The sequence below is a fragment of the Cellulomonas denverensis genome, from assembly GCF_012396125.1.
In the GTDB taxonomy this organism is placed as follows: Bacteria; Actinomycetota; Actinomycetes; order Actinomycetales; family Cellulomonadaceae; genus Cellulomonas; species Cellulomonas denverensis.
The window spans coordinates 454,076-466,886 of record NZ_JAAXOX010000002.1 but is presented as its reverse complement, the minus strand read 5'-3'; the positions used below and the strand labels follow the sequence as shown (position 1 = coordinate 466,886).

Annotated in this window: 7 protein-coding genes; 1 reads left to right on the top strand and 6 read right to left on the bottom strand. The window is 66.8% G+C overall.

Annotation, left to right across the window (positions count from 1 at the left end):
- Positions 1 to 1,608 precede the first annotated feature (1,608 nt).
- Positions 1,609 to 2,070 carry an HAD domain-containing protein gene (locus HGA03_RS06185; RefSeq protein ID WP_168629352.1) on the bottom strand — a complete coding sequence of 154 codons (462 nt, stop codon included), beginning with the start codon at positions 2,068 to 2,070 and terminating at the stop codon, positions 1,609 to 1,611.
- A 269-nt stretch (positions 2,071 to 2,339) separates the two neighbouring features.
- Here HGA03_RS06185 and HGA03_RS18785 point away from each other — a divergent pair, with 269 nt between their 5' ends.
- Complete coding sequence (locus tag HGA03_RS18785) at positions 2,340 to 2,708, top strand: helix-turn-helix domain-containing protein (protein ID WP_168629351.1); 369 nt, start codon at positions 2,340 to 2,342, stop codon at positions 2,706 to 2,708.
- Positions 2,709 to 3,101: 393 nt separating this feature from the next.
- Here the strand turns inward: HGA03_RS18785 and HGA03_RS06175 are convergent, their stop codons facing one another.
- The 5 genes from HGA03_RS06175 to HGA03_RS06155 form a co-directional block, all read right to left on the bottom strand.
- The gene (locus tag HGA03_RS06175) at positions 3,102 to 4,103 is read right to left on the bottom strand and encodes a hypothetical protein (protein WP_168629350.1); all 1,002 of its coding nucleotides are present in this window, start codon (positions 4,101 to 4,103) and stop codon (positions 3,102 to 3,104) included.
- A 595-nt stretch (positions 4,104 to 4,698) separates the two neighbouring features.
- On the bottom strand, positions 4,699 to 7,485 hold the full coding sequence (locus tag HGA03_RS06170) for a DNA methyltransferase (protein WP_168629349.1): 2,787 nt from the start codon (positions 7,483 to 7,485) through the stop codon (positions 4,699 to 4,701).
- Between the two features lie 324 nt (positions 7,486 to 7,809).
- Positions 7,810 to 9,099, bottom strand: a complete 1,290-nt coding sequence (locus HGA03_RS06165) for a hypothetical protein (RefSeq protein ID WP_168629348.1) — start codon at positions 9,097 to 9,099, stop codon at positions 7,810 to 7,812.
- A gap of 719 nt (positions 9,100 to 9,818) precedes the next feature.
- Complete coding sequence (locus HGA03_RS06160) at positions 9,819 to 10,913, bottom strand: hypothetical protein (RefSeq protein WP_168629347.1); 1,095 nt, start codon at positions 10,911 to 10,913, stop codon at positions 9,819 to 9,821.
- A 947-nt stretch (positions 10,914 to 11,860) separates the two neighbouring features.
- Positions 11,861 to 12,523 (bottom strand): GNAT family N-acetyltransferase, encoded by a 663-nt coding sequence (locus HGA03_RS06155; protein ID WP_168629346.1) that lies wholly within the window; start codon positions 12,521 to 12,523, stop codon positions 11,861 to 11,863.
- Positions 12,524 to 12,811 lie beyond the last annotated feature (288 nt).

Sequence of the window (12,811 nt, the reverse complement as noted above, 5' to 3'; positions counted from 1 at the left end):
TGCGCTCGGGGGCGGGGCGTGCACCGGCGGGGTGCTGGTGCGGTAGCGGGGTACTGGTTCAGTGTTCGGTGCTGCTGGCTCCTGGCTGCTGGCTGCCGCGGGCCGGGCGGCGGACTGTGGGCGGCTCGGGTGGCCGTTCTCGTGCGGCGTCCTCGGGTCACCGATGCGGCTGAGCGCGGTGTGCCGTCACGACGGCGGTACGGCGTGCCGTCACTACGGCGCCCGTCTCACGTTGGATCGATGTCCCGTCGGCGATGACGTGAAGAGCGAGACGGGTGTATCAGTGGGCCGCTCCGGTCCGTACCCGGTCCAACGCGCCGGCGTGGGCCGGCGCGTTGGACCGGGTACGGACCGGCCCGCCGCGTCCCGCCTCGGATCGCCCTGGACCGGTCGGACCGGGGTGCGTGTGGTGATGCGGGGCGGGGCGGGGCGCTGCGGTGTGGGACCAGCCTCGCGACGGAACCCAGACTGGGGTGGCCCGCCGAGTTGCCGCCACCAGGTCGCTCTTCCGATGGGCTGTGCCGCACATCGGCACCTCATGTCTTCATCGCTCGCCCGGTCCGGCCGCTACGCCCACCGCGAGGCACCGCGCCGCAGATCCGTGGTGGCCGAGAACCACCCGGTGTGTGGGGCGCGTTGTCGGCTGGGCGTTCACGCTGCTCGGTGCGTTTGCAAACGTCGTGCAGGTGATGGGGTGGTTCGACGGGTGAGACGACCCTGGCAGCCCGAATCAAGGAGTTGTTTCGTCCCATCACCCGGTCGGGTTGTCAGGTCGCGCAAGCGGGTCGTCCGATGGATCCGCCGGCGTCGGGCGGGGCGCATGCGGGCCAGGCGGTCGGCGGTTGAGCTCGATGTCCACGAGGTCGGCGGTTCTCCACACGTGCGAGCGACCGATGCAGCCAGCCGGACGCGGCAGCCAGTCGGACGCGGTCCCGGCGCCTCGTCCGCTACGGCCAGAGGAGCGACGTCGCCGTCCGGAAACCGGATTGGCACAAACCAGGGGGTCACGGCCGATTGATGCGCACCACCGGATGAGCGTCAGCACGTCGTTCGGCGTGCGCGCCGTGGCCACGGGGTGGACGGCGCTACCGAAGGAGCGAGGGACGTAGATCGCGGCGACCGGTGCTGTGGGCATCGCAAGGTCGCGACCCACGGACAAACTGTAGGACGACCCGACCGTGACCATGTCCGTCCTTCCGTCATCCCGTCTTATCCCTCGCAGGCTCAACCACTCGAAGAGCTCGTGGGCAGCGACGACAGGGGATTCGCCGGAACATGACGACCCCGTGCTCCAGGTGTAGCAGAACTCGCACGCCGTCGACGATTTCGACTTCCCAGATGCCGGGGGCTGTGCTGGCGTCGAGTTGACGAACGCTGTAGAGCATGGCGCAACGATCGCACCCTGAGCGCATTCCTGGCAAGCCTCCAGAGCGTGCTCGGCGTGCATTGGAGTGATGTCTATAAGGAATGCTGTGATATCGCCACGGCCGAAGCGGTGTCGTCTTCTGTCCGCCCTAGCCGTCGAGGAAGCGGCCCGTGCGGGTGGGGTATGCCGTCGTCTCCAACGCCGATGTCAGCTCGGCGACGCGAGGAAGCGGCCGATCCGCGTCAGGTCGATCTCCTGAGCCCGATCCGGGCGTCGGGGGCAAGCAGGAACTGTCGGAACGACCACTCGTGCTCGCACGCCGCACGAACGCTCGCGTCTAGGTCGTCGTCGGTCCAGACGAGTGCCGTTGGCGTCTCGGTCGCGACGAAGCGACGCGCGAGCTCATGCTTCCACCAGGGGCTCGACTCGCCTGGACGCCGCGCCAGACTTCCCATCTCCGGCTGCGGAAGCACCTCGGCGCGAGGGTCGAGAGAGAGACGCGGGGCCAGCTCGTCAACGGCGTCCCATGACCAGGTCGTCAACCAGACGAGCCGAACGTCGTACTGATCAACGAGCTCGTCGATACGGCGGGGAACGTCGGGATCAACCCAGACGTCTACTGGCCAGCCGCCGGCTCGAAGCCGGTGCCGGGCATGGACGCGAGGGTCCGGATCCTCGACTCCAAGGACGCCGTCGACGTCCAAGAACCAAGTCGACCGGGCAGCGTGTTTCACGTCGAGAGAATCGCATCGATGAGGGCCGGCTGCAAGTAGCGCACCCCGCTGACGCGAACAATTGGCACGCTTGCGTGCTAATTCCAGTCGTGTTCCGCGTTGGTGAGCGAGATGGCGTTCTTCGGGACGTGAGTTCGATGCTCTAGGCGCACTGACCAAGAGCGTTGTTGACGTGAAGCGAGACCTCCGGGTCGAGTTGGAGCCGTTTACGAGCCGACTCCGACCAACGGAGGTCTCTCATGCCCCACGCTAACGGCCGGCTGACCCCTGCCGGCAGTCTCACCGTGGTCCAGCGCATCGCCGCTGGCCGTCCGATCGCGCACGTCGCCGCCGAGATGGGGGTCTCACGACAGTCCGCGTCGCGATGGTGGCGGCGGTTCCGCGTCGAGGGAGCGGATGGACTGGTCGACCGGTCGAGCGCGGTCCGCAGCCACCCGCGCCACACCCGGGCCTGCGTGGAGACCCGGGTGCGGATCGTGCGGATGCTGACCCGTCGCGGGGTTGGTCACGATCAGTCAGCAGGTCGGGGTGCGGGCTCTACCGTTGGGAGGGTCCTCGCCCGGCACGCAGTCCCACGGCTGGCGGACTCCGATCCCCGCCTGGCTTGAGCTGAACGGACCCCACGTTGGCATCGGCGGACTCACACCCGTCGACCGCGTCAACAACGCACCGGGTTAGTACAGCTAGTGGCTCCGTCGCTCTGTGGAAGACCCCGCCGCTCGGCACAATGAAGCGCCGTCAGACCCGTGCAGCGTGTTCGTACCAGCACCTCTATCGCGTGAGCTCACGGCGTCGAACCAGCTTGCCTCAGTGCGATCCGCTTCCGGTCTACACACCCGCACAAGGGCACTTGCCACGAGGCGGGTGTCCTGGGCTCGGGCCGCGCCGGGCGCGCGCCTCTCCCCGTCGTGCTCAGGTCGGGCCCGGGCGGAAGGTCATGCGCGGCGGAGCAGGGCGCCGGCTCGTGTCGCCCGCGCGGTGAGTTCCTACTGGCTCGTGGCCTACATACGCCAGGCGGTGGGTGCGTTGCTCGCCGGGGTCTCGCGTTCCCCGGTAGCCAAGTTGATGGCGAACCTGTGTCGGCTCCTGGCCTCGTTCGTCACGGGATCGGCGAGCAACGCGCGGCTCTGCGCGACGTCGAGGTGTACCCCGAGATGGGTGATCCCGGCGCCGAGGAGCGGCTGGACGAGCCCGGGACGATCCTTTAGCGGGAACTCCCGCAGCTTGTCGTTGAGTCTCGGTTGAAAGTAGCGGATAAGCATGGCTTCGGCAGCGTCGATCGTCAGTCCCTCATTCTCGAGGGGCCCGAAGGACATCGTCATGAAGTCCACGGTGGCCTGTGCGAATTCGTCGGCGTTCCCTGGGCCGAGTGTCAAGTTCAGCTCCCTGCCGTGGACGCGTGCGTCGGTGACGATGACGCCTACGTCAGAGGTGCGATACAGGTCGTTGATCTCCGAGAGGACGCGCTGCAACTTCTCGTGTCCGTCGGCCAGTCGCTTCACGGCGGAACGGCGCTTCTTCCGACCGAATGCCTGGCCTATGTAGACAACCCGGTAGGTGAAGAACTTCCTGATCGTGTACTGCTGCCAGGACCGCAAGTGCTCAGAGTCGCAGGCAGCGGCGTGCGCGAGAACCCGGCGAGTGACGTCAATGGCCGAAAGTGGCTGATCACTTTGGGCCGTGACGTGGAAGAGAACCGAGTCGGTGACACGCAGGTCGCCGTCGGGAAACAGAACTTGAGGAACTGGCACGGTCCTCGGCCTGTACCCGCGGTCGTAGAACCTGGTCCTGAGCTTCCATCCGTCGTGTGGTGGGATGACGGACACGGGCTCGATTCGCGGGCCGACCGCAATCAGGTACAGGTGGTTCCCCGCCTCGAGGGCAGCTTCTTCAAACCCTTCGACGTAGAGATCCGACGGGATCAGCGCTGCGCTCATCTCGTTGGTGACGGCGATCAGACTCGTCGGGTGGGCACTCGGGCGGGCGTCGTGGGGACCTGGCACGTCCGCGATCGTGCCAGAACGTGGCTACGTCGTGATAGCGGCGAGACGCGTGCGGCTTTCCAGGATGGTGAGGTGACGAGTGAGCACGAGCCGGAGCCCGACGCGCGGAGCGAGCGCGTTCCGACCGCAGATCTCGAAGCCCCCTAGACAGGACAGGACGACGATGAACTGGTCGATGACGTCCCCTCGTTCAGTGGTGGCGGTCAGGATTCGACGCCGACTGTAGCCGCGTTCGCCTTCGCCTCCTTCAGCTCAGTGTCTGCCGAGCTGTCTCGTAGCGTGTTCGAGGCACTCGCCCCAACGTGGGAACGCCATGACGGGCACGAACTGCCCTGCGCCGCGTTCGACGGGCGGCTCAACTCGCAACTCGACCCCACAGCTAGAGATCCGCGAGGTCCGGCGGCAGCGGATTCTTGTCGCGGATCGCCCACTGAGGCATCGCGAGCAAGGTGCTGGGTTCCCGACGCCGCGAGGACCTGGTCGTCGAGGCGGAGCGCCGCGCGCGGTACCGGGGGGGCTCTGGCAGGGCCGGCGCTGACCCCGGTCGCGGTGACGGTGGCGTCCGGGCCGGTGGACTCGAGAGACCTCGCCGGAGTCACCGTCGCACGGGCGAGAGATGCAGCTCTGCGGGTCGGTTCTCGAACTTCGCGTAAGCCGTGAACAACGCCTTCAGGCGTGCGTTGTCGTCGACACCACCCCGGAGGCCGAGCGCCCGATCTACCGCGGTGTCGAGGGTTCGGTGCGCCCGGAGGAGTTCGGGGCTCATGGCCAGCGGGTTGTAGTGCTCGGCTAGCGACCGATGAGGGTGGAGTCCTCGGGCCTCAACCACCGCTGATCCTCCCTCGATGATTGATGTCCGCAGGCTCTCCGACACGGACGGTATCGGCAGGGTGTTCCACACGATCGTGTTCGAGAAGCTCGGGTCTGACTTCAGACGCCCGCCGACGGTCTTCTGCCAGAGGATGAACGCCGAAGAGGAGAACACCGCGAACGCAAACCCGTCAGGGTCCTTGCACGTGTAGACCTTGTCGCCAGCAACGACCTCTGGGCCCAACCGCTCGCACGTCGCCCATCGTCGCGACTCCGCGAAGACCTTCGGAACTCCCACGTACGGGACGTCGGGCTGTGACCGCTGCCCGAACAGGTGGGGTGTCTCGGCCATCTGGCGGGTAGAAGCGGCTCGACTCGCTAGCCGGAAGCCACGCACTGCGTCGAGGCGCGTTCTGAGGACGGGGGAGTGCTGGACGTCGGACGGCTCGAGGTCGACGAGCCAGAGGCACCATCGAGGGAGATTGTTGATGAGCTCCTTGCCCATGATGAAGCGGCGCAGGTACTTCGCCGCATACGGATCGGCGGCAACCTCGGCGTACTCGTCTGGGCCGATGATCAGGTGCCCACCGTCTCGCGGCATGCTGCCCATGGTCACGGCGGGCATATGAGGTGAAAGCGGCTCACGACGCTGCTCAATGAGCACGTTCGGGCCGTCGACGAGGTATGGGTTGATTCGCTCGGCCACCGCGTGCCGCTCGGGCTCACCCCGGAGCGTCTTGTAGTCGAAGAGCCACGCGGGCCGACGCCGGTGCTTGTCGAAGCCGACCACAACACAGTGCACGGCGGCTGCGCCTGGTGCCTCCGACGTCCACGCGAAGGTTCGGTGTGCGAACTTTACGCGCCAGCCTGCGTCGAGCACGGGCCGAAAGAGCGCGGGGACGGGCTCGCCCTGCGTGATCGAGTTGGTGGAGACGAACGCGAACTCGCCGGCATAGCCGGGCTTGGCGAAGAGCTGGAGCGCCTTCGCGTACCAACCGGTGACGTAGTCGAGCCGTCCAATGTCGTCGCGGTGCCAGACGAGTCGGAGCTCGTCGGCCTGCTCGGGTGTCCGAGTTGCGTGACCGAGGAACGGGGGGTTCCCGAAGATGTAGAGGTTCTCCGTGGGAGGCACGATCCCCGTCCAGTCGAGAGTCAGGGCGCTCTCGTTCGCGTGGATTGTGTCGACCTTCTCCAACGGCAGCGTGTCCGGGCCGACGCCGAGTGCGAGCTCCATCGCCTGGTTGGCTTGATGCTCGACGAGGTGGAGGGCTGTGGCCGCGATGCGAGCAGGCCATTCCTCGATCTCGATGCCGTGGAAGTTCTCGAGACGCACCGGGAGGTCTCCGGTATCGAAGAGCATCCCGGCTGCGGCCTCACGGCCACCGAGCTCCTGTAGTCGGGTGAGAACCTGAAGGTCGAGTGACCGCATCTCTCGGTAGGCGACGACGAGGAAGTTGCCGCACCCGCACGCGGGGTCAAGGAAGCGCATCTTCCCCATGTCGGTGCGGAGCCTCCGCAGAGCCTTCGCGTCGTGCTGGCTGTGCGCGAAGCGATCCCGGAGGTCGTCGAGGAACATCGGCTCGATGACCTTCAGGATGTTCGTCTCGGTCGTGTAGTGCTCGCCCAGCTCACGACGTGCACGCTTGTCCTTCACCGCCTGGAACAGCGATCCGAAGATCGCTGGGCTGATCGCGGACCAGTTGAACTCGCACGCGGCGAGCAGCCGGCCGCGCATCGACGCGTCGAAGGCGGGGATGCTCAGTGTCTCGTTGAAGACCCCGCCGTTGACGTAGGGGAACCGGGCGATGAGCGCGTCCAGGTTGCGCTGCCGTTCTTCTGGGCGCCGCGCCATGACCTGGTACAAGAACGAGAGCTGCGAGCCGAGGTCCGAACCGTCCTGTGCCGTTCGGGTCTCGAGGAACTCGTAGAAGAGGTCTCGCTCCCAGACGCCAGCGTCGTCGGCATACAGCGCGAACAGCGTTCGAACTAGGAACACCGACGCCTCGTGGTCGGAGTAACCCGTGCCTTCGAGTTCCTCCCAGAGGCCAGCCATCAGCCGCGCGGCGTCGATCGACGCCTGCTCCTGATGCTGGGAGCCGAACTGACGCACGCCGTACCCGGCGAAGAACGCGAGCCGGTCCGCGTTGAGCGCGAACTCACTGATCGGGAACTCCGCGAGCGGTTCGACCTCAGCCGGCGCGTCGAGATCGAGCACGCGCATCTGCCGGAAGTCGCTGGTGATCACCCATCGAGGCATCTCGGCGTCGGTGAGAGCGTCGAGGTAGTCCAGCGCCTGACGCTCGGCCTGCTCGAGGTCTCGCCCGGCAGACTTCATCTCGATGACGGCAACCCCGGGGACGAGCGCGTCGATGTAGCCGCGGCCTGCAGTCGACGCCCGAGTCACGCGCTTCTCGTACAGTGCGGCACGCGTCTTCGTGATGCCGTACACCCCGAGCAGGTCTCGGATGAAGCTCTGTGCGTCTTGGCGTTCGTCGCCGGGGGAGTCACTCCAGTCGAGGGCGAAACTCGCCGCGCGGCTTCGGATCTCGTTCAGGGCTAACGCCTTGGGCATGGCACAAGGCTATCGGCGTGAGCGTGTCGCCCGTGGCTGGTCACGCCGCTGCCGCCCAGATGGCGGCGGTGCAGTGCATACCGCGTAGACTGGCCCAGAACTTCCGGACGCGTGATCGTCCGGTACGGGACCGTTGAGACAGCGGCCTGAGGGCGACCCTGGTCTACTCCACCGGGGTCGCCCTCAATGTTTCCGCAGTTCAGCGCAGGAGTGCGATCACGGTTTCGAACGCAGCCATAGCACCGCACCTGCCGGATTGCAGCCGGCTCAAAGACAGAAGGCTGCGACGTACCGGGGTGTGCCGTTCGGCGCTGGTCGAACTCGCTAGAAGCCTCCAAACGCCGCGAGCTCCCTACGCAGTTCCACGAGCGGCTGCGTGTCGTCGATGCCGCCGCGAGCGCCGATCCGGCGCTGCCACGCGGATGAGCCCTGCGATCCAGAGTTGAGGACCGTCTGCAGGCGCTTTTCGACGTCCGGAGCGTCGTCGCGCCAGCTTCCCCTGAGGATGTACTCCCCGACGTAGGGCCAGTTCTCCCTGGACTCCTTCGGGCGGATGTACTGGAGCGCTGCCTGGCGGTACTCCATGTCGTCGAAAAGCATCGTGAGCGCTCCGGGTCGGATCACGTCAACCAGAGCGGGTCGCAGCACGTCGCGCAGCAAGTGGGATGCTGGGTATCGCCAGCCGCCCTGCGACTGGCTCGTCGCCCAGGGCAGGGCGTTGAGCTGGTGGTGGTCGAGGACGCGGCCGGGGTGGAGGGCCAGGACCGCCGGGATCGGATCTCTCCCGTGGGGAGACCTCCAGGTCGGCGTCTCTGCGAGCTTGATGAAGAACTCGTCGCGCTGCTGAGCGGTAGCCGCGATACCCAGGACGTAGAACGCGGCGACAGCCGGGTAGTGGTGCAGGCCCCAGGAAGCGGGGTCATAGATGCCCGCGGGAAGCGTGCGGGCATCCATGAGTCTCTGTACGACCTCGATCCACAGGGCGTCGTGGGTTCCGTCGTCGTGGAACGCGCCGTGGGCGAGCAGGTGCAGTAGAGGCATTGTGGCCTGGGGCAGCCGGTCCACCGCCCCCTGCCCGACCTCAGGTGAGGCGAACGCCCCGAACGTGGGAGTGCTGGCTATCTCCTCCTCGACAAGCGGGATCGCACGCATGACGAGGTCATAGACGTCGATCCGGTGCAGCGGGTCGGGTAGCCACCGCTTCAGCCGTCCGACGGCCAGCGCCGTGGACAGCTGCGGCTCGGCCAGGCGGTCGAGCGTCACCAGGTGGTCGAGCAGGGCAACGAACGTCTCGTCGCCGTCCGAGCCAGGCAGGCGGTGGCCCTGGCGAGCGCTGAGGATCTGAGCGGCCCGCGATCCGTTCGACGAGCGCGCATCCCAGTACAGCGGGTACCGGCGCGATGGCGCGCTGGTGATCGCGTGGACGAGAGCCGTGTCCCACTGGGCGCTCCAGCCCGAGATGACAAGGCCGTACTCGTTGAACACCTGCGCGAGCAGCGTGCGCCACGCGTCGGGGTAGGTGGCGAGCTCCTCGGCGGTGTTTAGCGACTCGACGTCCTTGTAGTCGCCGTGGAGCTTGATGACCGTGGCCGGCGCGTGAGCGAGCGGCCTCATCCCGGCGACGGCGTCCGGCCGGGAGACTACTTGCGGCTAGACTCCCGCTGCCGACAGCGCTTGTTCCATGAGCCGGTCGAAGTTCGTCGTGACGATCACCCGGACCGTGCCGCGCTTCGCGAGCTGGGCGACCGCCTGGTGCGCCCTGGATGGCTCGATGGCCTGCGAGTCGGAGTCGTCGTCGCTCGAGGGGGCGCTCGAAGAACCCCTCGAGGATCCCCTGACGGGTCGCGGGGGCTGGTGCGAGCTCGCCGAGCAACGAGGAGTAGCCGAGCGTGGTGCCGAACTGCTCCAGCCACCACGCCTCGGGGTCGTCCGAAGCGGCAGTCACGTGGTCGGCCTCGTCCGTCGTCATCTGCGCAGCGACCTTCCCGACGAGGGTGGTAACGATGTCCCATCCCGTCGGAAGGCCCGCGCCCCGCGAGACACCCGAGCCGAGCAGCGCAGCGTAGGTCCCGGGCTGGGCGTGCATCGACGTGGCAAGCATGATCGCGGGGCTCAGGGGCGATGCCATGGGCAGAGTCTGGCGTGTATGTCAGCAGGGACGCGAGAGCCAGCAGGGCAGTCCTTGGTGTTCAGACCGAGTTGTGCGGTCTCGACTGATGCCTGGTGAGCCGGCGACTTCCGAATGGTGGCCACGACGAGGGGCCGTTCGGCGTTTCTGGCTGGGGGCCTGCTGGGCAACGGCGCCAGGGTCGGGCCCGCGACGTGACGTGCCGTTACGGCTGCGGTGCTTCTCCAGCCTGCCGCGTGAGCAGCTCCTTCACTAGGGCGACGGTCGCGAGGTACCACCAGAAGATCCAGTCGAGGTAGGCGTCGTCATAGTCCGGCCGTTGGTCTGCTCGGTGATGACGGAGCGCGTACGTGTTGGCGATCTCGAAGAGGGCCCCTTCGTCCTTCCGCAAGAGGTTCTCTTTCAGGAGTGCGCGATTGGTCTCGAGGATCCCGGCCAGCGCAACGACGGCGGACCGCTTGTCGGCACGTGTGGCCCCGCGCCGCCGGAATGTGTCGATCGCATGGGCGAGCGCGTCCCGTGAGGGCGCGGACGTATCGGCAGCAAGCGTCTCCAGCAGCTCGTCGCGTGGGTCTCCCGTCGTCTCCACGAGCACACCTGCAGGGTCGATCCGCAAGAGCGTGTCCGTCTGCTCGAGCAGCGCGTTCACCCGCCATCGATAAACTGTCTGGCCCGCCCCTCTGTCGAAATCGGAGTAGTGCCACTCTCGTCCGTAGCTGTGATAGTTCCGGGTTCGAGGGCGAGCGACCAGAACATGGAGGGCCTCCACAACCGTGTATGTATGGTCCTCGTCTGAGGTGCTCAGGTTCGGCGGCCACTCTTCGTCGGTTCCCATGAGGTCTGAGAGGCGGTCGCGACCACGCTTTCCATGATCGTTGTCCGTGTCAACGCAGTCTTCTCCAAGTGCGCTGTCAAAGTACCCAGCACCGTCCAGCTCCCTGAAGAGCTCGTCGAGCCTATCGCGCACCTGGGCGAACGTCAGCCGTGGCTTCTCGGTGAATGCCGGCGCGCGACCCTTCCGGTCCCGGTACAAGACAGGGCGCGTAAAGAAGGGAACACGCGACGCGTCTGCGCGAACTTCGGCAAGAAGCGCTTCGAGTTCCCCAGACTGCCGTGCAGCGGTCAGCCACTCAGCGCCCGACTGGTCGTAGAACGCCTCGCTGAAGAGGAGGTCTAGCATCTGCTGCGAGTAAGTCGCGCCGCCCCAAGGATCTTCGCCTCGACGCGACGATGCTTGCAGTTCTCGAACGAATAGACCCCGCGGCCACACGAGTTGCAGATCCTCGATGCTCACACCCATGGGCGATACCCTAGGTGCCCGCGGGTCGACCGTCACGACCCAAACACGCCGCGGCCGTGCTGCAACTGGCCCAGGAGTCGCATCAATCGAGCGCGGCTCGCCTCCTGACGCGCTCTGCGCGTTGTCTATGCGCTCGAAGATGCTGGACATTGCCCAGATCGACGTGAATCCCACCGGCGCGGTCGCCGGGACGCCAGGCCGTCGTCGCAACCGTCGACCTGATCGCAGCCGAACACGGAATCCTGCTTCTCACGGGCGTCACGACGGCCGCCGGCATCGAGCTCGGGCGTTGAGTCGCTGACGAAGCGCGCGCCCGCATGGAGCTCCTCGCGCACGCAGTCGAGACGGCCGCCAGCGCGTTGCTCCACTAGGAGGTGAAGCGAGCAGCGGACCTCCTGAAGGTGCCCCCCGGTTCTACGCCGCGCTCGACGTTCTTACGACTCACCACGGGAACGAGCGGGCGATGATGCTCGGCGCGGTCGTCGGTGAGTCGACAAACCAGGGCGTTCTGAACGAGCTGGACGTGCCCGATGCGCTGCTCCAGGCGCGGATTCTGAGTCCGCGAACTGCTCGGGGACCAGATCTAGCCTGGTCACGGCGGCCTGACACTTCATCAGCTGCGCGTGGCCGTCCCGGGCATGGGTGAGAGGTGCTGCGCGGTGTGCTCGTGGCGTGCGTCGCGGCTGGCGCGGGTAGCCGCAGAGCTGGTCTCAGGGTCTCGACTTCGGAGGGTCGAAGGAGGACAACGAGTGGACCCTCGCCCCGCTCGGCCGGTAGGTGCTCGATTACTTGCGGGCGTACACCTGAGTAGCCCCGGGAACACCTGAGCACGGTCGCTATCGCGACGTACTCACCGAAGGACGTCTCGAACGGCGCCGGTGATGTCTGGCGCCGCCTGCCCGCGGGAGCAGGTTCCGTGTTCGGACCAGGGCGTCGACTGATCCCCGTCACCGGCCGGATCGCCGTGCCACTGCGTCGACGAAGTCGAGCAGCTGGCGGGGCGCAGGACCGCGACGCGCGATCTCGAGAGTCTCTCGCGTGACTGGATCCAAGTCCCGGATGTCGATCGTCCCGGATTCGATGATCCGCAGGAGCTCGGCGCCGGCATCGAGCATCGGCCGGTCCTGAACGATCGGGAAGTGGAAGGCGTGCCGGACGGCGCGCGGCCTCAACACCTTCGCGGCCATGTGTGGGAAGCCCTCATCGGGGTCGGCGATGTCCGCGAGGAGGTGCGACGCGTACGGAAGCCACCCGTAGCCGAAACCCTCTGGGACAACCTCCCAGCCGATCTTGCGGTAGAAAGCGACCGCATCATCCGGTGCATGCGCGAGCACGACGTTCTGACGGTCAGCGAGAGCCATGCGTTCGACCTCTGCCACGAGCGCGCTCGCAACGCCGCGACGACGATGTGAGGGGTCCACCGCCAGGTACTGCAGGTTCATGTGTGCGGCGTCGGTGACGTCGATCCCGGGTAGCGAGTACGGCCGCGTAGCGGCGAAACCGATCGTGTCCTGAGTCTTCTCATCGACCGCTACCAAGGTGTACGCGTGTCGCGGTGCGGCGACGCTCTCGGTCAGCATCGGGATGGCGAGCCTTGGGTCCGAATACACGCGCTCACCGTCACGTGCCGGGAAGAACCTGCGCTCGTAGTCGGCAAGGACGGCAGCATCGGTCGGCTCTCCGAAACGGACGGTGACTGTCGTGCCGGGAGAGTAGTGGTCTGCCGCTCGGTGGAGAGCATCAGGTGCCCTGCAGAGTTCACTCCTGAGGCGCCCGTCGCACCTGGAGCACGAGCACGTGATCTGCCTCGGGGGTCCTCCCTGGTTCCGCCGTCACCGCTTCCGCGGGCCGCCTCCGAGGGTGATCACGGTTGACCGTGTCGCAAACGGCCGAGTCCC